This is a genomic window from Amycolatopsis sp. NPDC051071, assembly GCF_040682875.1.
Classification (GTDB): domain Bacteria; phylum Actinomycetota; class Actinomycetes; order Mycobacteriales; family Pseudonocardiaceae; genus Amycolatopsis.
Window position 1 is genome coordinate 40,420 of the sequence record NZ_JBFBBY010000019.1, and the last position, 21,341, is coordinate 61,760.

At 66.9% G+C, this 21,341-nt stretch carries 20 protein-coding genes and 4 pseudogenes; 18 read left to right on the forward strand and 6 right to left on the reverse strand.

The annotated features are described in order from the left end of the window. Positions 1 to 23 precede the first annotated feature (23 nt). From AB0M65_RS09670 to AB0M65_RS09680, 3 genes are all read left to right on the forward strand, one after another. Positions 24 to 554 (forward strand): NAD(P)H-binding protein, encoded by a 531-nt coding sequence (locus AB0M65_RS09670; protein WP_364024127.1) that lies wholly within the window; start codon positions 24 to 26, stop codon positions 552 to 554. 138 nt (positions 555 to 692) lie between these two features. Then, positions 693 to 863 (forward strand): hypothetical protein, encoded by a 171-nt coding sequence (locus tag AB0M65_RS09675; protein WP_364024130.1) that lies wholly within the window; start codon positions 693 to 695, stop codon positions 861 to 863. 155 nt (positions 864 to 1,018) lie between these two features. Beyond that, positions 1,019 to 1,447 carry a nuclear transport factor 2 family protein gene (locus tag AB0M65_RS09680; protein ID WP_364024133.1) on the forward strand — a complete coding sequence of 143 codons (429 nt, stop codon included), beginning with the start codon at positions 1,019 to 1,021 and terminating at the stop codon, positions 1,445 to 1,447. A 99-nt stretch (positions 1,448 to 1,546) separates the two neighbouring features. On the opposite strand, the gene AB0M65_RS09685 is transcribed toward AB0M65_RS09680, so the two are convergent. Then, on the reverse strand, positions 1,547 to 2,383 hold the full coding sequence (locus tag AB0M65_RS09685; RefSeq protein ID WP_364024136.1) for an endonuclease/exonuclease/phosphatase family protein: 837 nt from the start codon (positions 2,381 to 2,383) through the stop codon (positions 1,547 to 1,549). Positions 2,384 to 2,401: 18 nt separating this feature from the next. Further along, positions 2,402 to 2,947, reverse strand: a complete 546-nt coding sequence (locus AB0M65_RS09690; protein ID WP_364024138.1) for a YceI family protein — start codon at positions 2,945 to 2,947, stop codon at positions 2,402 to 2,404. 149 nt (positions 2,948 to 3,096) lie between these two features. Between AB0M65_RS09690 and sigJ the strand changes: the two genes are divergently transcribed. The 3 genes and pseudogenes from sigJ to AB0M65_RS09705 form a co-directional block, all read left to right on the forward strand. Continuing rightward, positions 3,097 to 4,023, forward strand: a complete 927-nt coding sequence (gene sigJ, locus AB0M65_RS09695) for an RNA polymerase sigma factor SigJ (RefSeq protein ID WP_364024141.1) — start codon at positions 3,097 to 3,099, stop codon at positions 4,021 to 4,023. A gap of 52 nt (positions 4,024 to 4,075) precedes the next feature. Further along, on the forward strand, positions 4,076 to 4,465 hold the full coding sequence (locus AB0M65_RS09700; RefSeq protein WP_364024144.1) for an NAD(P)H-binding protein: 390 nt from the start codon (positions 4,076 to 4,078) through the stop codon (positions 4,463 to 4,465). A gap of 122 nt (positions 4,466 to 4,587) precedes the next feature. Continuing rightward, a pseudogene (locus AB0M65_RS09705) lies at positions 4,588 to 4,914 on the forward strand (conjugal transfer protein TraC); the annotation flags it as partial. A 113-nt stretch (positions 4,915 to 5,027) separates the two neighbouring features. Here AB0M65_RS09705 and AB0M65_RS09710 read toward each other — a convergent pair. Together AB0M65_RS09710 and AB0M65_RS09715 are read right to left on the reverse strand one after the other, a co-directional pair. Further along, the gene (locus AB0M65_RS09710; protein ID WP_364024147.1) at positions 5,028 to 5,672 is read right to left on the reverse strand and encodes a methyltransferase domain-containing protein; all 645 of its coding nucleotides are present in this window, start codon (positions 5,670 to 5,672) and stop codon (positions 5,028 to 5,030) included. A gap of 141 nt (positions 5,673 to 5,813) precedes the next feature. Next, positions 5,814 to 5,984: a hypothetical protein gene (locus AB0M65_RS09715; RefSeq protein ID WP_199745757.1), complete on the reverse strand. Its 171-nt coding sequence runs from the start codon at positions 5,982 to 5,984 to the stop codon at positions 5,814 to 5,816. 109 nt (positions 5,985 to 6,093) lie between these two features. On the opposite strand from AB0M65_RS09715, the gene AB0M65_RS09720 reads away from it, so the two are divergent. After that, positions 6,094 to 7,286 (forward strand): IS3 family transposase gene (locus AB0M65_RS09720; RefSeq protein WP_364024152.1). Its coding sequence is split into 2 segments (ribosomal slippage): positions 6,094 to 6,346 and positions 6,346 to 7,286, totalling 1,194 coding nucleotides; the frame shifts between segments, so codons are not numbered across the junction. Between the two features lie 198 nt (positions 7,287 to 7,484). On the opposite strand, the gene AB0M65_RS09725 is transcribed toward AB0M65_RS09720, so the two are convergent. Beyond that, positions 7,485 to 8,720, reverse strand: coding sequence for a helix-turn-helix domain-containing protein (locus tag AB0M65_RS09725; RefSeq protein WP_364024155.1), 1,236 nt, complete (start codon positions 8,718 to 8,720; stop codon positions 7,485 to 7,487). A 163-nt stretch (positions 8,721 to 8,883) separates the two neighbouring features. Between AB0M65_RS09725 and AB0M65_RS09730 the strand changes: the two genes are divergently transcribed. The 8 genes and pseudogenes from AB0M65_RS09730 to AB0M65_RS09765 all read left to right on the forward strand — a co-directional run bounded on the left by AB0M65_RS09730 (position 8,884) and on the right by AB0M65_RS09765 (position 17,541). Next, positions 8,884 to 10,416, forward strand: a complete 1,533-nt coding sequence (locus AB0M65_RS09730; protein WP_364024158.1) for an NAD(P)/FAD-dependent oxidoreductase — start codon at positions 8,884 to 8,886, stop codon at positions 10,414 to 10,416. Then, a complete protein-coding gene (locus AB0M65_RS09735) occupies positions 10,409 to 11,332 on the forward strand; it encodes an alpha/beta hydrolase (protein WP_364024161.1) in 924 nt (307 codons plus the stop codon). Before AB0M65_RS09730 ends, AB0M65_RS09735 begins: the two co-directional genes overlap by 8 nt. Before the next feature lie 21 nt (positions 11,333 to 11,353). After that, positions 11,354 to 12,700, forward strand: a complete 1,347-nt coding sequence (locus tag AB0M65_RS09740) for an FAD-binding oxidoreductase (RefSeq protein ID WP_364024164.1) — start codon at positions 11,354 to 11,356, stop codon at positions 12,698 to 12,700. Between the two features lie 52 nt (positions 12,701 to 12,752). Beyond that, positions 12,753 to 14,144: a flavin monoamine oxidase family protein gene (locus AB0M65_RS09745; RefSeq protein WP_364024167.1), complete on the forward strand. Its 1,392-nt coding sequence runs from the start codon at positions 12,753 to 12,755 to the stop codon at positions 14,142 to 14,144. After that, complete coding sequence (locus AB0M65_RS09750; protein ID WP_364024170.1) at positions 14,141 to 14,845, forward strand: transporter; 705 nt, start codon at positions 14,141 to 14,143, stop codon at positions 14,843 to 14,845. Before AB0M65_RS09745 ends, AB0M65_RS09750 begins: the two co-directional genes overlap by 4 nt. Further along, positions 14,842 to 15,120, forward strand: a pseudogene (locus tag AB0M65_RS09755) (aldehyde dehydrogenase family protein); the annotation flags it as partial. The gene AB0M65_RS09750 and the pseudogene AB0M65_RS09755, both read left to right, overlap by 4 nt. Beyond that, positions 15,095 to 15,286: pseudogene (locus AB0M65_RS09760) on the forward strand (FAD-dependent oxidoreductase); the annotation flags it as partial. The pseudogenes AB0M65_RS09755 and AB0M65_RS09760, both read left to right, overlap by 26 nt. A gap of 830 nt (positions 15,287 to 16,116) precedes the next feature. Beyond that, complete coding sequence (locus AB0M65_RS09765) at positions 16,117 to 17,541, forward strand: hypothetical protein (protein WP_364024173.1); 1,425 nt, start codon at positions 16,117 to 16,119, stop codon at positions 17,539 to 17,541. A 333-nt stretch (positions 17,542 to 17,874) separates the two neighbouring features. Here AB0M65_RS09765 and AB0M65_RS09770 read toward each other — a convergent pair. Beyond that, positions 17,875 to 18,198 (reverse strand): annotated as a pseudogene (locus tag AB0M65_RS09770) (histidine phosphatase family protein); the annotation flags it as partial. Between the two features lie 409 nt (positions 18,199 to 18,607). Here AB0M65_RS09770 and AB0M65_RS09775 point away from each other — a divergent pair. The 3 genes from AB0M65_RS09775 (at position 18,608) to pyrE (ending at position 21,074) form a co-directional block, all read left to right on the forward strand. Next, positions 18,608 to 18,742: a hypothetical protein gene (locus AB0M65_RS09775; RefSeq protein ID WP_364024176.1), complete on the forward strand. Its 135-nt coding sequence runs from the start codon at positions 18,608 to 18,610 to the stop codon at positions 18,740 to 18,742. A 301-nt stretch (positions 18,743 to 19,043) separates the two neighbouring features. After that, positions 19,044 to 20,201 (forward strand): cytochrome P450, encoded by a 1,158-nt coding sequence (locus AB0M65_RS09780; protein WP_364024179.1) that lies wholly within the window; start codon positions 19,044 to 19,046, stop codon positions 20,199 to 20,201. Between the two features lie 333 nt (positions 20,202 to 20,534). Then, positions 20,535 to 21,074, forward strand: a complete 540-nt coding sequence (pyrE, locus tag AB0M65_RS09785; RefSeq protein WP_364024182.1) for an orotate phosphoribosyltransferase — start codon at positions 20,535 to 20,537, stop codon at positions 21,072 to 21,074. The last annotated feature ends 267 nt before the right edge of the window (positions 21,075 to 21,341 follow it).

Here is a 21,341-nt window from a genome sequence, read left to right on the forward strand (position 1 = left end):
GAGAAGATCGGAAAGGAAGCGCAATGATCATGCTGACCGGAGCGACCGGAACCGTGGGTCGTACCGCCGCGGACCTGCCGCGGGAGGTCGGCGAGGAGGTGGTTGCCATCACCCGCGACCCCGAACGGGCCGGGCTGCCGCCGGGCGTGCAGGTGGTGAAGGGCGACCCGTCCCACCCGGCCACCCCGAAGGAGGCGATGAGTGAGGTAAAGGGAATCCTCCTTAGCCCGCGTGCGACCGGGCGCGGCATTCCGAAACTCCTGTCGCTCGCCGCCGAGCACGGGGTGGAGAGGGTGGTGCTGCTGTCGGCGGCGACAGTGGCTCAGCCGGCGGGAAATCCCAAGTTCGCCGCCGAGTGCAAGGCCGCCGAGGAGGCCGTGGCGGCCTCCGGTCTACAGTGGACAGTGCTTCGGTGTGCTGATTTCAACGCCAACAGTCTGGCCTGGGCCCCGCAGATCCGCTCGACCGGCGTGGTTCGTGGCGCGTACGCCGACGCCGCGACGTCACCCATCCATGAGCGGACATCGCCGCGGTGGCCGTACAGGCGTGTGTGAATCCCCGGCACGCCGGACAGTCCTCTGCTCACCGGGCCCGACTCGCTCACCCAGCCCGAGAAGGCGCGCCTCATCGGCGTTGCCATCGGCAAGGACATCTCGTTCGAGGAGCTTACGCCCGAGAGTGTCCACCAGGGGATGCTCGCGCAAGGGCTTCCCGAAGAGGTTCCCGAGCGGCTGCTCGGCTCGCTGGCCGACTATGCCCGGCGACCAGGCCCGACCACGGACGCGGTGGAACGGGTGCTGGACCGCCCCGCGCTCACCTTCGGCACGTGGGCCGCCGAGCATGCCGGAGCCTTCCGGAGCTGAGCGGGTGACATGACGGTGATGACGTCCCTGCGGTGAGAGCGTCGTGACGCCTGACAATTCGGTGGGTTGCGTCGTCGGACTACTGAAACCACAGGGACCATCGTCGGCCGAACTGGTCGCGGTCAGGGTTCTTGAACGGCGAAAGGGAGAACGCGATGACGTCGATCGATTCCGGCATCAGGGAATTCTTGGACAGCCGAGTCGAAGCCGCGGAGGCGAAAGACATCGATCGGCTCATGTCCCACTATTCGCCCGGCATCGTCTATTACGATGTCGTCCCCCCTCTCCGGTTCGCGGGAACCGATGAGGTCCGCGGCAATTTCGTGCGGTGGTTCGACGGCTACGACGGACCCATCAGCCTGCGGACGCACGACTGTGACGTTGCGGTGAGTGGCGACGTCGCGTTCGCGCACATGCTTCACCTGGATTCCGGGAAGCGCACGAACGGGCTGGAAACCTCGATCTGGGTGCGCTCGACCGTTGGTTGCCGGCGGTCGAACGGCGCGTGGCTGATCACGCACGAACACATCTCACTTCCGATCGACATGGAAACCCTGCAGGCCTGGTTCCCGCCGGAGGTGTGAGTCGCACCAGGTCAGGGCCGCCGGCGAAGGCGGCCCTGACCGTCTCGGCAAGGCGACGCGATCGCACGGGCAGCCGCCGGGGGGTGGGGCCGCCCCAGCTCACGCGTCCCGGTCGATCTCGACGTCGACGACGACGCCGTAGTGGTCACTCGGCCAGATCCCATCGATGGACTGGTCGAAGGCGAGGCCGGCGGTACGGATCTCGCAGCGTGCCTTCGGATGGGCGTGCCAGGAACCGGTGAGCACGTAGTCGATTCGGCGGCGGTGCCCTGGCTGGCGCACGACCTGGTCGAGCAGGGTGGCGGCGTTGCCGTTGTCGGTGCTCCAGGTATGGCCCGGCCCATCGCCGGCGACCTCCCAGGCGTCATGGTAGTGAACACTGCGCCCGCGGATCGACTGGCGGCCCGTGAGAAAGCGGATGCTGGACGCGTCCGGGCCGGCGTTGAAGTCGCCCGCGATGATCGTCGGCAGGTCGGTGCGGTGCCTGGCGTCGAGATCGGCAAGCGCTAGGGCCTGCTGCTCGCGGACGGCTTCGGCGTCCAGCCGCCAGGACGCGGTGGCGGAGATGAACAACAGGTCGCCCACGTCCGGAAGCGCGACCTTGACTGCCAGAGTGCACCAGGGAACGTCGCCGGCCCCCGCCAGGCGCAGATCGAGGACCTCCATGACCTGATGGGGCCAGCGGGTGGCCACCGCGTTGCCGCCATAGCGATCGGCGAACGGCGGCGCGTAGGCCAGCTTGTCGGCCTGATGGGTGCCGTGCAGTCCGGTGCCCTCCAGCAGTTCGTCGAGCTGTCGTCGCCCGTCGCCCTCGACGACCTCCTGTAAGGCGACCAGGTCGGGAGCCAGCCGGCGCAACTCCTGGTTGAGCAGGCCGACGCGCCGGGGGTCGCCCTCGCTGTTCTGAACGTTGATCGTGACGATTCGTACCCGCATCCGTTCCCTCCGGTCTGGTCAGGCCTGCCGGATCACGGCGACGTCGAGCTCCAGCCGCGCCTTGCTGCCGACCGCGGCGCTGGTCGCGACGTTCCAGTTCACGCCCCAGTCGCTGCGGCTGATCGTGACGCCGCCCCGGAAGGTGACCCGGAGGTCGCCCCGCCGGTCGTGCTCGGCGCCGGTCAGCTCGAAGTCCACAGTCACCGGCTTGGTCACGCCGCGGATGGTCAGGTCACCGGCGACCTCGAAGGTGGTCTCGCCGACCTGGTCCACCGCGATCGACGTGAACGTGATGGCCGGGTGGTCGTCGGCGCTCAGGAACTTGCTGCTCAGTTGCTCGTCGCGCTGTTCGTTGCGGGTCTGGATGCTCTTCGCCTGGATCGTGAGCCGTGCGCCGGACTTCGACGGGTCGCCGCCGTCCAGGTGCGCGCTGCCTTCGAACACGTCGAACCGGCCGCGCACCCTGGTGCCCATCGTGTGCCGGGCGACGAACCCGATCCGCGTACGGGCGGTGTCGAGAACGTAGTCGCCGGTCAGCTCGCTCGGCGTGGTCATGGTGGTCATGCTTGGTCGCTCCTAGCCGGGACGGTGTTTGGTTCAGTGGTACGACGAGACACCCTCGCGAAACGTGAGGCCGGCACGTCGCCTGACATTTCGGCGGGGTGTCTCGTCGTACCTCTGAGAGCAGACGCACCAGAGGAAAGCGGGACACCATGACCACCCCAGCCGAGCAGGCCGACGGCCGGCTCGATCCGAGCCTGAGCGCGATCATGGGTGAGCGACGGCAGCTGATCAACCTTGCCTATCGCCTGCTCGGCTCACTGGCCGACGCCGAGGATGTAGTGCAAGAGACCTACGCTCGCTGGTACGCCCTGTCCCGGCATGAGCAGGAGGCTATCGAGTCCCCCGGCGGCTGGCTGACGACGGTCGCCAGCCGAATCTGCCTCGACCTGCTCGGATCGGCACGGGCCCGGCGGGAGCGCTATGTGGGCGAATGGATCCCGGAGCCGGTGCCCGACCGTGCGGAGTGGGCCTCCGCACGACCTGACGGCGACCCGGCCGACAGGGTCACCCTCGACGAGTCGATCACCATGGCCTTCCTCGTCGTACTCGATACGATGACCCCGGCCGAGCGCGTCGCGTTCATCCTGCACGATGTCTTTCGCTACTCCTTCGCCGAAGTATCCGAAATCGTCGGCCGTACGCCAGCCGCGTGCCGCCAGCTCGCCTCCTCGGCCCGCCGCCGCATCCGCGCGTCGCAGGCTCACCCGGCTCCGGCAACGCGGCTCGGCGGCATCGTCCGGGATTTCAGGCTGGCCTGGGAAGCCAAGAACATCGACGTCCTCATCGGCCTCCTCGACCCCGATGCCCTCGCGGTCGGCGACGGCGGCGGCCTCATCAGCGCCGCGCTCCATCCAGTCGAAGGCGGCGAACGGATCGCGCGTTACCTGATCGATCTCGTCAGCAGCACACCCGCACCGGCGATCCTGGAGCGCACGGTCAACAGCCAGCCCGGTCTGGTGCTCCAAGTGGACGGCGTCACCACGGCAGTACTGGCGTTCGAGGTCACAGCCGACCGGATCAAGCACATCTGGGGAGTACGCAACCCGGACAAACTCCGGCTTTGGACCGCGGGCTGACGCGCACAGATCGCTCTGGAGACCAAAAAGGACAAGGAGGGGATATAAAACCATGATTCTGGTAACCGGTGGCACCGGAAACGTCGGCGCCAACGTGGTCAGCCAACTACTCGACGCGGGGGAGAAGGTCCGCGTCCTCACCCGTCATCCCAGCAACTGCTCATTCCCGGACCAGGTCGAGGTCGTGCCCGGCGACCTCACCCGGCCGACAACCCTGCCAGCGGCGCTGACCGGGGTCGAGCGGGCATTCCTGTTTCCCGTTTTCGACGGCGGTAGGCGGATTCCTCGAAGCAGCCAGGGAAGCCCAGGGAAGCCAGCCTTCAGCATGTCTGAGCCGCCCCGAACCTTCCGGACAGTGGATCAACTAAAATCCACTGTCCGGAAGCGAGGATGCTGGTGTCCTCGAAGCGTAGAAAGTTTCTCTCCTGAGTATCGGGAGTAGGCCGCGAAGATGGTGATCGAGACGTCTCGACCGACAGCTCAGATCGCTCGGGAACTCGGCATTGGTGAGCAAACCCAGGGAATTGGGTCGCTATGAGCTTCTCTATGTGGTGAGTTTGCGGAGGGCTCACCGTGGCCACCCAAGACGCCGCTGACCTGCTCGGCAGCGACCTGGGCAAAGCCATCGTGTCCAACGCCGCCACCCAGGTGCTTCTTCGCGCGGCGTCACAGGCCATCGACGAGATCGCCGAGGCTTTTGATCTCTCCGCCGGAGAGCGGCGGTTCCTGCTGTCGGCCGACCGCGGCCAAGGGCTTCTCAGCTCCGGCACGCTGCGCGTGGCGGTCCAGTCGCTGGCCTCGCCCACGGAGAACTTTTTGATCACCACTGACCCGAAGTTCCTCGCAACTCTTCAGGATTCCGGCACGAACTCAGGGTGGGTGGAGCTGTAATGAGGGTATCGCGGTCCCGGGGTTCAGGAACTGCATGTAGTTGGGGCAGCGCACCACCTGTACTGCCAACCGGCACGGGTATCGCCCGATCCATATCGCGATGGATGCAGTCGTTAGGAACGGCTACGTGCGAAAAAGATCGCTTGCGGAAATTGCTCGTCCGGGTCGAGCAGCCACTGGGCCTCGACCTCGAATCCGGCCTCACGCAGCCAGGATGCGACCCTTTCCGGCCGACGGCGGTGGACATGGAGCTTCATCGGATGGCCGCCGTAACCCTCGGTCTTCAACTGCGACCCGTCGCCTACGTGAAACAGGAGTTGCAGTGGTCCGCCCGGACGCAACGCTCGGTGGAAGTGCGCGAAGACTGTCGGCACATCGCCGTCGGGGATGTGGATCAACGACTGCCAGGCAAGCAGGCCAGCCGCCGAAGCGGCCGGGAGGTCCAAGTCTGTCATCGAGCCCACCTCGAACCGCAGACCAGGGTGCTCGTGCCGGGCCACGTCGATCATCCCTGGGGAAAGGTCGATGCCGAAGGCGTCGACATCGAGCTCGTGCAGGTAGGCGGTGACTTCTCCGGGGCCGCAGCCGACGTCCGCTACTGGCCCGCCTCCACCGGCCCTCACACAGTCGGCGAACACCGCCAGAGCCGCGCGAAGGTACTGGTGACCGGCGAGGGCACCACGGACTTGGTTGGCATAGCTAACTGCGACCGTGTCGTACGAGGTCCGGGTGTCGGCCAACCAGTCGTCCGTGTTCATGACCGGAACGATATGCCTGATCGCGATCTCGTAGGCAGCCGACTCGATCTGTTCGTCGTTGGGCAGGCACCTGAGCACCATGGTTGTTGTCCCCCAGAGGTTTGTACGGCAGGCGGGCGTGCGGTGGTGGCAACGGGCAGCTCATCGCTCGTGGATTTGATGCCTCCTGACACCGGGGTGGTCAACGGTGGCGGCGTAGCGGTAGGCGCCGACGACCGAGAGGCCGAACAGGTCGCAGATGAGGCGGACGTTGCCGTTGCTGGCGTGGGCTTCGTCGAGGATGCGGTCCTGGCGGATGGCTTGGGCGTTCATGCCGAGGCGTTTGCGAATCCACCACGGGGTGACCGGCCGGGTGGTGAGGGGCCCCGGATCTTCCGGATAGCGAACCCACTAGGGTTTTCATTCGGAAGAGAGGGTTTTCGTGTCAAGGAAACGTCGGTCGTTTACTCCTGAGTTCAAGGAGGAAGCGGCGAAAATGGTGGTGGAGTCATCTCGGTCGACGGCGGCGGTCGCGCGGGAGTTGGGCCTCACCGAGCAGACGCTCCGCAACTGGGTTAACGACTACCGGAAAACTCATGTCGCGGACGAGCCACCCTTGACGGTGCCGGAGCGGGCGCGGTTACGTGAGCTGGAGAAAGAAGTCCGCGAGCTGCGGCTCGAGAAGGAATTTTTGGGAAAAGCCGCGGCCTTCTTCGCGAGCGAGTATCGGTGAGCGACAAGTACGAGTTCATCGACGCGGAGAAGAACACCACCGAGCAGGGTGAGAAGAAATACACCGTCATCATCATGTGTGCCTGGCTTGGCGTGTCAACTTCTGGATATTACGAATGGCGTGAGCGGCCGGACTCGGCGACGGCACGGCGGCGGGCCGGCCTCGCGGTGCTCGTGACGGCGATCTTCGAGGCGTCCGACGAGACCTACGGTCACCGGCGCGTACACGCCCAGCTGGTCCGCCAGGGAGAATCGTGCACACCCGAACTGGTCCGCGGTATCATGCGCGACCTCGGCTTGATGCCCTGTCAGCCACGTCCGTGGCGGCACAGCCTGACCGACTCCGACCCAGCCGCCCGGCAGATCCCCGACCTCGTGGCGCGGGATTTCACCGCGGACGCGCCCGGCGAGAAAATGGTTGGCGATATCACCTATGTGCCGACGTGGGAAGGCTGGGTTTATCTCGCCACGGTCATTGATTGCCACACCAGGGCCGTCATCGGCTGGGCCATGGACGATAACTACAAAACCCCACTCATCGAGAACGCGATCCGCATGGCCGCACGAAACTGCACACTCGCACCGGATGCGATCTTCCACTCCGATCGTGGCAGCAATTACACATCGGCACGATTCGGCATGACACTGAAATCGCTCACGATCCGGCAATCTGTCGGACGTACAGGAATCTGTTACGACAACAGCATGGCCGAATCGTTCTTCGCGACGCTAAAGAACGAGCTTGTCCACCGCACGGTTTATCCCACGCGTCAGCATGCCATGGCGGATATTGCACGCTATATCGAATTGCGCTACAATAGCCAACGTCTCCACTCGGGGCTCGGCTACAAGACCCCACACGAGGTCCACGCCGAGCATCTGAACCGACAGCTCACAGCGTAAAATTAGCAACTAAGCAGCTGTCCGGAAAGCGCCGGGCCCCTCAGCCTCCATCAAACCCGGGGCGGTTCAGATGTACGGAAGAGCCAGCTTCGCTCTCCTGCGCCACCGCATCCTCCTCGGATAACTCACCACCGAAAGTCGGCCAGAGCCGTTCGCGTTACAGTCCCCAAGCGCGTTCCGCGATCTGTATTGGTGAGCTCAGCTGGGGCTGGTCGTCATGATTTCGGGGGCGATGTCCAGCACCAGCAGTGCGGCTGCGACATGGGTGGGGTTGTTCTCGACTTTGACGACCGAGAGATCGTTGGCGCGCGAGACTCGCCGCTCGATGGTGTTGCGGTGGGCGTAGAGGTTGGCGGCCGCACGGGTGGTGTTGAAGCCGCACTGCACGTAGGTGAGGAGGGCCTGCCGTAGCGCCGAGTCGGCTTCGGCCAGCGGGCCGAGGGTGTTGAGGACGAACCGGCGTGCGCCGGCACGGTCTTTCGTGAGGGCGTCGATCAGCTCGACGTCGGCGTAGGCCGTGAATCGGCGTTCGGATCCGAGGCGGACGATCAGTGCCTGGGCCGAGAGAGCGTCCTGGTGGCTGGATCTGAACCCGTCGAGTCCGCGTCCGGGCCTGCCCACCGCTACGCGGACCTCGTCCTGCGTTGCCACGATCTTCTCGGCCGGGTGCAGGTCCGGGGTGTCGGCTCCCGAAAGCCAGATCCAGCGCGTTGTGGTGCTGGCACGGGCGACCAGCGTGCTTCGGCCCGCTTCGGCGGAGCGCAGGGCCGCGATCGTTTCGTCCAGCGTGCCCTGCCGGCCGGGATCATCGACCCAGAGCACGAGACCGACGTGCCATCGTGCCATCCGGTAGCGCAGACGTTCTTCGGCGAAGTCCTCCGCCATCGGCGCCCCGCTGGCGATCATCTGGATCAGGGCGATCGCTTCGGCGTCCGCGTTGCCCATCGCGGCGGCGAGGCCGACTTCGCGCAGGGTCGCGACCGAGTCGAGGGCGTACTGCATCAGCGACTTCGCCGACACGTCCAAGACGTCCACGAGAAGGTCCCGGTCCGCGCAGTGCGCCGAACATTCCTCCAGCCATCGGCGCCAGCCGATCCCCAGCGCGGCCCGCCACCCCGCGGCGAAATCGGGTGCGATGCCGCGGGCCACGAGATCGCCGATGTACGCGGTGATCCGCGGGCCGAGGTAGGGCTCCACCCGTCGTCCGGGGTGCTGGATGTTCGAGGTCAGCCATTGGACGAGATCCGAGTGGTTGAGGTCGCGGTCTTCCTCGCCCAGCGATGCGTCCGAGAGCACGGCCGGGTCGAACTGCACTCTGCGGGCGGACGCGGAGAGGGCATCGGCCAGCGCTTCCGCGTCCGGCAGGAGTCGCTGGCACACGGACCGGATCGCCTCGGCGGCTTCGGGGGTCGGCGGGGGCCACAGCTCTTCCATCTCCGAAGTGTGCCTTCCCGGCGATGAGTCGGCACGACCTGCCGGGAGGAGTGCATCGTGCACCGGCTCCGGGCGAACCCTGTGCACGGTGTCGTTGTGACCGGAGTCGCAGCTGGCGACAGTGGAGCCTCATCAGCAGCCGGCTCAGTGAGGAGAGGCAGACATGACAGCTGAAGTGTCGGACGCAGTCGAGGAGTTCGACGTCGTCGTCATCGGCGCGGGAATCTCCGGAATCGGCGCGGCAACGTATTTCAGCCGTGAACTGCCCGGCAAGTCGCTCGTCGTGCTGGAGGGCCGCGACAACGTCGGCGGCACCTGGGATCTTTTTCGCTACCCGGGCATCCGGTCGGACTCGGACCTGCACACGTTCGGATACGAGTTCAAGCCGTGGCGCCACGAAGCCGCGATCGCCGACGCTCCGCTCATCCGCGAGTACCTCCAGGAAACAGTGGAGGAGAACGACTTGGGCCGGCTGATCAGGCTGCGCCATCGGGTCGTCCGGGCGGAATGGTCCTCAGAGGACTCTCGATGGACGCTGCACGTCGAAGCGTCGGATCCAGCCACAGGGTCGATCACGACGAAGACCATCCGGGCGGGGTGGGTGTTCGCCGCCACCGGCTATTACCGGTACGACAAGGGTTTCACGCCGGAGTTCCCCGGGCGTGACGACTTCCGCGGGACGATCGTCCATCCGCAGCACTGGCCCGAGAACCTCGATTACCGTGGCAAGAAGGTCGTCGTCATCGGCAGCGGCGCGACCGCGATCACGCTGGTGCCCGCCATGTCCACCGGGCCGGACGCCGCTGCGCACGTCACGATGTTGCAGCGCACCCCCAGCTACATCATGGGGCTGCCCCGCGTCGACCGGGTCGCCACGACCCTGACGAAGCTGCTGGGAGAGAAGCGCGGGTACGCCGCGACGAGGTTCAAGAACATCTGGATCGAACACGGGATCGTCAAGGGCCTGCGGGCGTTTCCGAAGATCGGACGAGCGCTGATCCGGCGGGAGAACGTCAAGCGGCTGCCCAAGGGATTCGACGTCGACAAGCATTTCAACCCGCCGTACGACCCGTGGGACCAGCGGCTGTGTCTGGCCCCGGACGGCGACTTCTTCGACGCGATCTCGGCGGGCAACGCCTCCGTGGTCACCGGCGCCATCACGAGGTTCAGCGAACGCGGCATCGTCCTGGAATCGGGCGAGGAGCTGGAAGCCGACATCATCGTCACCGCGACCGGGTTGAACATGCGGCTCTTCGACGGGATGCCGATCGTGGTCGACGGGCGCGAGACCGACATCGCGGACTCGGTGTCCTACCGCGGGATGCTGCTGAGCGGGATTCCCAACTGGGCGATGGCGATCGGCTACACGACCTCGTCCTGGACGCTCAAGGTGAGCCTGATGTGCCGCTATTTCATCGACCTGGTCCGGCACATGGACGCCAACGGCTACGACCGGGTGGTCGCGATCACGTCGCCGGGGATGCCGCGCAGGCCGGTCATGGACCTGCAGGCCGGCTACGCCAAACGCGCCGAGAAGCAGCTGCCCAAACAGGGGCAGGCCGCCCCGTGGCGGATGGCGATGTCCTTCCCCGAGGACGCCAAGGCGCTGCGCGGCCCGGTCGCCGACGAGCACCTCGAGTTCGGCAGTACCCGGCCGGCCGTGCTGCCCGGGGAGAGGCGGTCGGCCCATGTCTGAAGCGAACGCCGACCAGTACGCGGCGCTCCCGTCCGGCACGACGATCTGCTTCCGCGACCACGGTGACCCGGCCGACCCCGCGATCCTGCTCATCGCGGGGCTGGGCGAGGACCTCACCTTCTGGCCCGGCTCGTTCGTCGGTGCGCTGGTGGACCGGGGCTTCCGGGTCGTCACGATGGACAACCGCGACGTCGGCCAGTCCACGTTCGCGGCCACCCCGCCGCCCGCCCTGTGGCGCCAACTGCTCGCACGCCCCAGAGGTGACGCCTACTCGCTGGCGGAGATGGCCTCCGACGCCGTCGGCGTCCTCGACCACCTCGGGATCGAGCGGGTCCACCTGGTCGGCCGGTCCATGGGCGGGATGATCGCGCAGACGGTCGCCGCGGCCGCACCGGCCCGGGTCCTGTCCCTGACCTCGATCTTCTCGACCACGGGCGCGAAGAAGGTCGGCCGACCGGCGTGGTCGACGATGCGGCTGCTCGCCGGGCCGCCGTCGCGGACCAGGACCGCGGCGGTACGCGCCCACCTGCGGATCACCGGCCACATCGCCGGAACGGGATACCCCATCGACGACGCGGCCGAAGCCGCCGTCGCGGCGGGCGGCTGGGACCGCGCTGCCGGTGACCTGGCCGCGGGCTCGGCCCGGCAGATCCAGGCGATCCAGGCATCCGGGGACCGGACCGCCGAGCTGAGCTGGATCACCGCCCCCACCCTGGTGCTCAACGGCGACCGGGATCTGCTGGTCGCCCCCAGTGGCGGTGCCGCGACGGTGAAGGCGATCCGCTCCGCGCAGCACGTCGTCATCCCCGGTATGGGGCACCACATTCCCGAGGCCCTGGTCAAGCCCATCACCCAATACATCTCCGAACACGCCAAGCGCGTGACCGCAGGGGGAAACCATGTCCGGCTCTCCTGAGCGGAAAGCGAGCGCAGTCTCATGAAGATCGACAACGTCGAGTACAGCACCTTCAGCGGCTGGATCGACCCGCCCGCGGACGTCCTCCCCAGCCTCGACGGCGACGTCACATGCGAGGTCGCGGTCATCGGCGGAGGCATGGGCGGCATGGCGACCGCGCTGCGGCTCGCCGAACGCGGCCAGGACGTGGTGCTGCTGGAGGCCGAGTTCTGCGGCTACGGTTCCAGTTCGCGCAACGGGGGCCAGATCGCGAGCGTCCCGGGCGGGGACCTCCGTCTGCTGAGTCTCTTCTATCCCAGGAAAGTGCCCGGCATGGTCCGGCTGGCCGAGAATTCCGCCGGCTTCGTGGAAGACCTCATCAAGACCCTCGACATCGACTGCGACTACGAGCCCAACGGTCTGGCGTTCGCCGCGGTGGGACACGGGCAGATGCTTCGAACGCGGACCTTGGCGGCGATTCTCCGGCGCGCCGGCGGACGCGGTCACGTCGGCACGAGCGAGGAACTCGGCATTCCCCGCACCTTCGTCGGCGGCATGCGCGAGGCCGTGGGCGGAATGCTGAACCCGGGCAAGCTGAGCCGGGGAGTACGCCGCGCATTGATCTCGTCGCCTGCCCGGGTCTTCGAACGGACCAAGGTCACCGACGTGCGGCGCCATGGCGGCAAGGTCGTGCTCTCGGCCCCCGGCGGCTCCGTGCGCGCGGACAAGGTGGTGCTCGCGACGAACGCCTACTCGGGAGAGTGGGACATCACCCCCGAACGTCTCTCGGTGCCGATGTGGCTCATCGAGATGGAGACCGAGCCGATCGCTCCGGAACGCCTCACCGCATTGGGCTGGAGCAGCCGGTCGGGAGTGATCACCCAGCACCAGGTCATGGAGCACTACCGCCTCACCGCGCGGGGCACCATCGTGTTCGGCGTCCGGCGCGTCGAGCGCGGCATGACCTATCCCCTGCCGGCGAAAGCGCCGGACCGCAAGGTGGTCGAAGAGCTCGCCGGTGCGTTCGCGACCCGTTTCCCCGCCCTCGCCGACGTCGCCGTGGAACGGGCGTGGGGCGGCTGGATCGCGATCACCTCGTCGTGGCTGTCGATCGCCGGCCGGATCGAGGACGACATCTACTACTCGATCGCGTGCAACGGGCACGGACTGGCCCAGGCGCCGTACGTCGGGTCGCTCATCGCCGACCTGATCGTGGAGGGGGCGCGGCACGAGGACCTCGACGGCATTTGGGCGGAGAAGCCGAAGTTCCCTCCCTTCACGATGGTCGGCCCGCGCGGCCTGCGCATGGTGTGGGCACTCGACCGCTTCACCGATCTGATCAACGGAAGCCGGCGCCGCGCTCTTCGAGCCGCCGCTCGGGCGCGCTGAATCACGCAGTACCTCTCGCAGCACGCGAACCGCGTGGGCAAAGGAGAAAAGCATGTCGAGTTCTCGTAAGGCAGGCTCCCCAGCGTCAGTCGACGTCGTGGTCGTCGGCGCCGGATTCGCCGGCCTGAGCGCCGCGGAGCGGCTCGTGAGCATGGGCCGGTCCGTCCTCGTCCTGGAAGGCCGTGACCGCGTCGGCGGCCGATCGCTCTCCGGCGAGGTCGCCGGGGTACCGGTCGATCTCGGCGCGACCTGGGTTTCCCGGCGGCACACTGCGATCCGCGACCTCGCGAGCCGGACGGGGTGCACCACGACCGGCCAGTTCAGCCAGGGGCGCAACGTCCTGTGGATGGCCGGCCGTCGCCGCACCTATCAGAGCACCATTCCCAAGGTCTCGCCGGCGGCATTGGTCGACATGGCCCGCGTGCAGCTGGCGCTGAACAAGCTGGTCGCGAGCATCGACGTCGAAGCCGCCTGGAACTCTCCCGAGGCCGGTCGGTTCGACGTGATCTCGTTCGGCGAATGGCTCGACCGGAAGAACGCGCTGCCTGCCACCCGTGCCTTGATGACCATCGTCAGCAAGGTGCAGTGGGGCTGCAGTCCGGGGGACGTCTCGCTGCTGCACGCGTTGCGCTACATCCGCGCGGCAGGCGGGGTCGACCACATGCTCGACGTGGAGGGTGGCCAGCAACAGGAACGGTACGCCGAAACGACCCAAGAGATCGCGAAGCGGCTCGCTGAACAACTCGGCGACCGCGTCGTCCTCGGCACACCGGTCCGCCGGATTTCCCAAAACGACAACGGCGTCACGGTCCGCACCGATTCGGAAGAAATCAAGGCGAAGTACGCGATCGTCACGGTCGCGACGGCGCACCGCGCCGGGATCGGCTTCGACCCGGCCCTGCCCGAGCAGGCCGAAGGGCTCGTCAACACCTGGCCCATGGGCGTGCTGAGCAAGGCGTTCGTCGCCTACGACAAGCCCTTCTGGCGGGCCGACGGACTCTCGGGCGAGGCACTGACCGACACCGGGGCCGTGTTCATCACCTTCGACGTGTCACCTGATGCCGACGGGCCAGGCGTCCTGATGGCGTTCTGCGACCCTCGCGTATTCGACGGCTTCGACCTCGAGTCGAGGCGCAGCAGGGTCATCCAGCAGCTCGTCCAGCTCTACGGCACACGAGCGAGCGTGCCCATCGACTACCTGGACCATTGCTGGGGCGCGGAACCTTTCGCCCCGGGCGGCCCGAATCCGGCCGTCCCCCCTTACGCGACCACGAGCTACGGCCCCGCTCTCACCGAGCCGCACGGGCGCGTCCACTGGGCAGGCACCGAAACCGCGGGCGAGTGGGCGGGCACCATGAACGGCGCCGTCCTGACCGGTCAGCGCACCGCCGAGCGCGTCGCGGCCGCGGTGGCCCGCGAACCCCAGGAGGTGGTGGCGCGATGAAGGAAGCACTCTTCCTCCTCGCCGATGTGTGGATGATCTTCGCCGGCTACTTCTTCGGCTGGAAATTCATCCGTCGCTACGGCAATTACCTGCTCGGCCTCGAATGGATGGTCGTCGCGACCTCGGGCAGCAACTTCCTGCTCTGGTCGTTGCTCGGAGCCAGCCCGGACAGCCTCCTGTACGACGTGGCGTACTTCTTCGACGCCTTCTCCCGCTCGGTCGGCATCACGCTCATCCTCGTGATGGGCCTGATGAAGGCCACCCATCGCTACAAGCCGTCTCGCACCGTCGACGTCGGCGTGTTCGCCTTCGCCACCGCGGCCGGGCTGTTTCTCCGCCAGTTCCACGGCGAAGACCCGCGCGTCGACGCTGCCGCGTTCGCCGTCTCCACGTTCTACGTCGTGGTCAACCTCGTCACAGCAGCCTTCCTAGCGTACTTCGCCAAGCGGCTCTGGGACATCGGCGCGAAATGGCAGGCGGTCTGGACCGGGCTGGTGACCGCGGCCGCCACCACCATCGCGATCACCTACGACTTCTTCCCCTTCCCGTTCGACGACGCGAACCGCACGATCTTCTACACCGCCGCGCTGGCGACCTGGGGAACCCAGGGATTCGTCTACTTCTTCGCCTATCGCGCGCTGCACAACCACAACGTGGCCTCGGCCGCGAAGACGACACAGGAAGCGGGTGCGTCGTCATGAACGCGAACACGCAGCGGTACGCCGTGGTCGATCCGGTCACCAACGAGCTGGTGCGGGCGTACCCGACCGCTACCGACGCGACCATGAACCTGGCGCTCGACTCGGCTGCGAAAGCCTACCGGGAATGGTCGCACCAGACCGTGGCTCAGCGCGCCGGTCTACTGCGCGCCGTCGCCGCCTTGCACACCGCGCGCAGCGGCGAACTCGCCCGTATCGCCCACCGGGAGATGGGCAAGCCACTGGACGAAGCCGTCGCCGAGATCGAATTCAGCGCGTCGATCTATTCTTTCCCTGACCGAACCCCATGGGCGCGTCCACTGGGCCGGGGTCGAAACCGCAGGCGAGTGGGCCGGCACCATGAACAGCGCAGTACTGACAGGTCAGCACGCCGCCGACCGAATCGCCAAGCAACTCGGCGTCACAGAAGACACCTCGGTCTAGCTCTCGCCGCCTCGTCCGAGAGCAGGGCAGACCGCCACCGCGACCACGCCCTGACAGGTGTCCCATCCTCACGGCACCAACCGGCTCTGCCCTGCTCTCAGACACATCACTGCCCACGCCGACGCCAGGCCACAGCGCCCTGCTTAGGTCACACCCCCAAACCGGCAAAGGTCCAGCGACATCGAACTCATGAGCGACACCCTTGCAAGTAACGCAACTTCGAATATGTACACCCTGCCAGTACGGTGCACCAACGACTGTGGCGCGTGTGATCTCGGTTGGGAGCAACTGTTTGCCTTATTTCTCGGTGATGGTCAAGGATGGCTGAGACGATCACGCCTTGTGTACGACGGCTCCGTCGTGGTGGCCGAGTATTCGTCGGCGTCCCGGTCGATCCGCCGATAAGCGTCTGCGGACCGCGGCGGCGGACCGAGCGCGGCGTCCGACACTCGTCCATGGTGGTGATTCAGTCGGTGACGCCGTCTGCTGGAAACTCGTGGTGGTGTTCAACGAGCCAAGCCGCGACCTGGTGTCACGCGCCCGGCTCGCGCCCAACTCGAACCCGCCGGGCCGTAAGACCACCACGCCGGGGAAACACGGTCCAGTGGGCCAACACGGCGGGCTACGTGTCGAACACGGACATCGGGAACAGCGCCGCCTAGCGGACTGTGACGTGAAATAGCCGGGCCGCTCGTTCCCCGTCGCTATATTCGGTGATTCGCCGTCGCCGGAAACTGGGGGAACCAATGCTGAATCGCCAGAGAAGGTCGCGGCACGCGTTCAAAACAGTGCTTGACGGCGGAATCGACGGAATCGACCGCCACCTTTCGATGGCCGCAGATGAAGTACGAGATCTGCTACTGGCATGCGCGCAGCACACGCTATCGTCACTGCGCCCCCTGCGGATCTGTAATATCCGCATCATCGGTTCTCTCGATCTCTCTCACCTTCGACTGGCCCGCGACCTGGATCTGTCGGGGTGCACGATCTCCGGCGGGCTGATACTCACGGGCACGACCGTCGGTTCGGTCGAGCTGTCCGGCACCGAGATGGACTCCTTCCTCGCCGCCGGCGCGCGGATAGGCGGCGACCTCGTACTGCACCAGGCCCGGATAGGGCAGGCGAACCAGTACGGGCCGCGGTCCGCCGCGCAGGAATTCCGTCGGCGCACAGGTGACCAGGTGCAGACTCCGATACGGACACCGGACCGGGACGTGGTCGCTCCGGTAAACCTGACGAGCGCCCGGATCGAGGGCGACATCGTCCTCTCGGACGTCACGATCCATACCGGCGAGAAGTGGGCACTCTACGCGCCGCGGTTACAGGCGTCCGGGTCGTTGATCGCCAATCGACTCCGGGCGACCGGGGGAATCAGTCTCTGGGAAGCGAAACTGGCGAACTCCATCGTGTTCGACGGGGCGGAGGTCGGCGAGGTCGACGCGAGCATCGTGACGGTGAACGGCGGCTTCTTCGCCGCATACGGGTTCATCGCGTCCGGTCCGGTGGATCTGCTCGCCATGCAGGCGGGAAACATCGTCACCTTCCACGACGCCGACCTGCGCGGATCGCCGACCTCGGCGAACCTCACCAGGCTCACGACCTCGCGCCTCAGACTGGACACCCGCGCCGCTCCGAGCGGACGCCTCATCCTGCGCGACGCACGGGTCAGCTCTCTGGTCGATGCGGTTGCGGCCTGGCCCGCAGACGGCGATCTCGACGTGGAAGGACTGAATTACGACCGGATCGGGGCCACGGAGTCCCTGACGGCCCGCGAGCGGATCGGCTGGCTCACCCGTGATCCAGAGGTGAGCGCGGCCTCGTTCGAACGACTGGCCGCCCACTATCAGAGCGCGGGAGACGAGCGGTCCGCCCGGACGGTCCGGCTGGCAAGGGAACGGCATCTCCTGCGACGCCGTCACCTCGCCGGCCGGGTCTGGGGCTGGATCCAGGACGCGTTGTTCGGGTATGGATTCGTTCCGACAAGGGCGCTCCTGTGGCTCACGGCCATGGTCGGCACCGGGGGATGGTGGTTCTCCGGCCATCCGGTGCGCCCGCTCAAGCAGAACGAGCACCCCACCTGGGATCCGTTCGTCTACGCACTCGATCTCGTAGTGCCGGTCGTCGACCTCGGCCAGGAAAAGGCCTGGGATCCCGTCGGCACCGACAAACTGGTAGCGATGGCGCTGGTAGTCGCGGGCTGGCTGCTGGCCACCGCGGTCGTCGCGGGAGCCAGGCGGCTCCTGACCCGCGCCTGAGAAGCGAGGGCTGCGACGAGGCGCCCTTCCCAATCGTGCATAAGTGTGCGAATGAGCACGCTGCCGGGGATTTCGCCGACCGCGAAATCGTAACGGCGGTGCGTGGCGGTCACTCGGCGCTTCGGTGAACCGGGCCGGCACCTGGTCGAGCGTCACTCCCGAGACCGCCGCCACGAGACCCACCGGATGCTCGCCGTCGGGAGCCCAACTGCTCCCGACGAGGGCGAGCATGTCGCCCCATCCTCCGTCCAGGACGGTAGTCGAGACCGCTCCAGTCTCGCCAACGCGCGGGAAATACAGTGCCATGGCTGCTGACGACCACCGCCGCGCGCCATGCGCACCGGCCAGCGCTGTCAACACTGCCACCGCCCGCCTCGACAGCGCGGCGAGACTGTCCCCTCCGAGCCGAGCGTAGTCCAGGTCGGCCCAACTTCGCGCACAGTGCTCGGCGAAGTCCGGCCTCGGCTCCAGACCCGAATCCCATTCCCGCAGCGCCAGATCGACCACCACCAGCAGCCCCAACCTCCGCGCCGCCGGCTTCACCGTCCGCACCGGACGCCGCCCGCTGGAACCCCGCCCGCACCCAGCGATCAAACGGCTATCTGAAACGTCACAAAAACGGCCCGTTAGCTCGGCGCACTCCAGCGACGACGTCACTCCGCAACAGCAATCAAAACGACTAGTCCCGAACTCTCACACTGATTTTTCTGGAGCAATCCTGGAGCACGACGTCGGTTACAACAGCGCCCAACGACACCGGACCGCATCGAACTGAGCACAACTGCGCCAGCCGACCAGCGGATTCTCGAAACCGCAGGTCAGATGCCTGCCCGGACCTGACTGGCAGTGAGGGGGTCAGGGGTTCGAGTCCCCTTAGCTCCACAATAACGAAACACAGTGACGAAACATCGCCCACCTGGCGAAATGCCGAGGTAGGGCGGCTTTTTCGTTTCGCCAGGGTCTGGGTCTGCGGCAGTGTGCACGCGGGCCTGGGCAGGAGCCCAGCACACATTCCGAACACCACGACCCGGCACGGATCGCGCGGGGATTTCCGTTCCTGGCCTTGGTGATCGCGTTCAGCGTGGCGGCGTTCGCCGTCTACGCCGGGGTGATCAACCTCGTGCCGCTGCTCACCGGACACGGGATCAGCGCGCACCGTGTCGAGGTCCTGCAGGCAGCTGCTCTGGACCTTCGCTGTTGATGGCGGTGCCAGGCGGACGCGGGGCGTGGAGTGTGGTCGATCAGTGACGTCCGAAGTAAACCCGTCGCGAGTCGTGACCGGGATGTGCACCCCTGACGTGATGCGGTCGACCGCTGACGCACATATTCGCGGGACGGTGTGTTGTCCTTCTGTCGCTTGGTCGAGTGGTGCACGCTCGTCCGGGTTGTGATCGGCGGCCTCGGTTTTACCTCCATTCCCGGGTGGAAACCTTTTAGTGAGCGGAAATGTCCGCCTCTGAGGCGGAAGTCGAGACGAAACAGCTCACGGAGGTCATCGCGTGATGAGGATCGGGGAGAGGCGTCGGTTGCGGCGGGATCCGCTGGCCTACGTGGAGGACCTTTGCCAGCGCAGCACGTCGGACGTGATCCGGCTGCCCGGCGGGGGCTGGTGCCTGGGCGAGGCGGACCTGGCGCGGACGCTGCTGCGTGACCAGGAGTTCAACGCGGGCAGGTCAGGGTTTTTCGGTGACCTGCTGCCGACACGGGCGGCGCAGGTCGAGGTTGGGCATGCGGTGCGCGATGTTCTGCGTGCCCGCCTGCCGGACTATCGCACAGCGCTGTCTTCCGAGGTGGCCACGCTGCCGGCGGTCAGCCGGTGGCCCGCGACGGGCAACCGGCTGATGTACCGCTGCCTGGCAGACCTGCTGCTGCATCCCGGCACCCCGGCCGGGCCGCGGCGGTGGGCGGACCGGGCCGCGGCCGTGGGCGTGGTGTTCCGCGCGCCGCGGCCATGGCAGCGGGCACGGGCCGAGGTGCCGCGTGCCCGGCTGCTCGCGGAGCTGACCGAACAGGTGCGGCGCCGCCGACAACACCGCGACGGCGAGCCGCGCGACGTGCTGGACGCTGTCCTGAGCGCCTGCCCGGATCAGGTGGCGGATCGGACGGTGGCCAGGGTGCACCTGACGATGTTCCGGGCCATCGCGGCACCCGTGGCCGCCTCGCTGGCATGGTCGTTGCTACTGGCCTGTCTGCACCACACCACCGGCCCTCGCTGGCCGTGGCCCACCGAGCAGATCGTGCGGGAAGCGCTCAGGTACCGGCCGATACCCTGGATGCTGCGCCGCACCATCCCCTGCCCCACCACCTTCGCCGATACCTCTTTGCGGCCGGGCGACCTGGTCTCGGTCAGCCCTCATTTGCTCCACCACGACCCGCGTCATTGGACCGATCCTGAAGCGTTCCGACCCGGACGCTGGGCGGACTCCGGCGGGCACGGCCACTACATCCCGTTCGGTGCGGGCCCCTTCGCCTGCCCGGGCGCCTCGGTGGCACAGACGCTGGTCACCGAGGCGCTGACAGCCTTGGCCGAAGATGCCCGCCTGACCGTCACCGGAGGCGACCTGCGCGCGGCCATGTCCGAAGGCATCGTTCCACGGCCCTTCACCCTGCACCGTGCGAACGGACGACCGAACAACCACCACGACATCGAGAGGAGGTGAACGACCATGGCCGCGATGATGCGACGCGTCTTCAACACCAAGCCGGAACGCAGGTGGTACTGGTACTGACAGAGCGACCGACTGCTCCAGCCCCGGCCCGATGACCCGGACGGTCCCGCACTCTCCGGTCACCGGGTCGGTGGCGGGGCAGATTGCTGCGGTTCCACCCCTGCCGTGACGGATCGCTTTGCCGAACTCGACCAGGTCGATCCACACGTGAGGATCGGTGTCCCGGATGAACCGCAGCCGCGAGTTTCCCGAGTAAGGAGATGAACCATTGACCAGGCTGTCATCCTGTCCGCACTGGTCAGGCTGTTGTGACAGGATGTCGGCGTGCCGGACTCCGACCTGACCGACCTCGCCCGCGACATCAACTCCCGATGCCGGCTGCGCGGCACGTTCACGCTGCGTTCGGGCCTGATCGCCGAGGAGTACTTCGACAAGTACTTGTTCGAGTCCGACCCCGTCCTGCTGCGGCGCGTCGCCGAGCGAATGGCCACTCTGCTGCCTGGCGATGTGGACGCGCTGGGCGGACTGGAGCTGGGCGGCATCCCGCTGGTCACGACGCTCAGCCAGCTTACCGGCTTGCCCGCACTGTTCATCCGCAAACAGGCCAAGGCCCACGGCACTCGCCGCCTTGCCGAAGGAGGCGACGTGAGCGGGCGACGAGTTGTGCTGGTGGAGGACGTGATCACCACCGGTGGTGCCGTCGTTGCCGCCGCCCAGGCGTTACGTGAGGGTGGAGCTTTGGTCGATATCGTCGTCTGCGCCATCGACCGGACTGACCACGACAGTGGCCTCCTGGCTGAACAGGGCATTGCCGTCGCGGCGGTGCTCACCAAGCACCTCCTGGACACCGTGGACACTCCCTGACCGTCGCTCGTGACGCGAAGGCGAACATGGGATTTCATGATCGTTCACCAGTGAGGCTTTCCTGGACCGCGGTTAGCGCGACGAGTGCCTCGCGGTCGGCTTCGAGGGCGTTGCGTTCGTCATCGGTGAGGGGATACTTGGCGAATTAGTCGTAGGTGCGGTACCCGTCGCCGGGGCGACCTCCGGGGTTGCCCTGACAAGCTTTTGCCCGCGGAGTCGGCAGGTTTGAAAAAACGCCCCTCACGCTCGCCGATTGACCGGCAGTCG

What these genes read in the sequence shown, in the direction of transcription:
- AB0M65_RS09670 (WP_364024127.1), top strand. Translation starts at nt 24, where the DNA reads ATGATCATGCTGACCGGAGCGACCGGAACCGTGGGTCGTACCGCCGCG.
- AB0M65_RS09675 (WP_364024130.1), top strand. Translation starts at nt 693, where the DNA reads ATGCTCGCGCAAGGGCTTCCCGAAGAGGTTCCCGAGCGGCTGCTCGGC.
- AB0M65_RS09680 (WP_364024133.1), top strand. Translation starts at nt 1,019, where the DNA reads ATGACGTCGATCGATTCCGGCATCAGGGAATTCTTGGACAGCCGAGTC.
- AB0M65_RS09685 (WP_364024136.1), bottom strand. Translation starts at nt 2,383, where the DNA reads ATGCGGGTACGAATCGTCACGATCAACGTTCAGAACAGCGAGGGCGAC.
- AB0M65_RS09690 (WP_364024138.1), bottom strand. Translation starts at nt 2,947, where the DNA reads ATGACCACCATGACCACGCCGAGCGAGCTGACCGGCGACTACGTTCTC.
- sigJ (WP_364024141.1), top strand. Translation starts at nt 3,097, where the DNA reads ATGACCACCCCAGCCGAGCAGGCCGACGGCCGGCTCGATCCGAGCCTG.
- AB0M65_RS09700 (WP_364024144.1), top strand. Translation starts at nt 4,076, where the DNA reads ATGATTCTGGTAACCGGTGGCACCGGAAACGTCGGCGCCAACGTGGTC.
- AB0M65_RS09710 (WP_364024147.1), bottom strand. Translation starts at nt 5,672, where the DNA reads ATGAACACGGACGACTGGTTGGCCGACACCCGGACCTCGTACGACACG.
- AB0M65_RS09715 (WP_199745757.1), bottom strand. Translation starts at nt 5,984, where the DNA reads ATGAACGCCCAAGCCATCCGCCAGGACCGCATCCTCGACGAAGCCCAC.
- AB0M65_RS09725 (WP_364024155.1), bottom strand. Translation starts at nt 8,720, where the DNA reads ATGGAAGAGCTGTGGCCCCCGCCGACCCCCGAAGCCGCCGAGGCGATC.
- AB0M65_RS09730 (WP_364024158.1), top strand. Translation starts at nt 8,884, where the DNA reads ATGACAGCTGAAGTGTCGGACGCAGTCGAGGAGTTCGACGTCGTCGTC.
- AB0M65_RS09735 (WP_364024161.1), top strand. Translation starts at nt 10,409, where the DNA reads ATGTCTGAAGCGAACGCCGACCAGTACGCGGCGCTCCCGTCCGGCACG.
- AB0M65_RS09740 (WP_364024164.1), top strand. Translation starts at nt 11,354, where the DNA reads ATGAAGATCGACAACGTCGAGTACAGCACCTTCAGCGGCTGGATCGAC.
- AB0M65_RS09745 (WP_364024167.1), top strand. Translation starts at nt 12,753, where the DNA reads ATGTCGAGTTCTCGTAAGGCAGGCTCCCCAGCGTCAGTCGACGTCGTG.
- AB0M65_RS09750 (WP_364024170.1), top strand. Translation starts at nt 14,141, where the DNA reads ATGAAGGAAGCACTCTTCCTCCTCGCCGATGTGTGGATGATCTTCGCC.
- AB0M65_RS09765 (WP_364024173.1), top strand. Translation starts at nt 16,117, where the DNA reads ATGGCCGCAGATGAAGTACGAGATCTGCTACTGGCATGCGCGCAGCAC.
- AB0M65_RS09780 (WP_364024179.1), top strand. Translation starts at nt 19,044, where the DNA reads ATGAGGATCGGGGAGAGGCGTCGGTTGCGGCGGGATCCGCTGGCCTAC.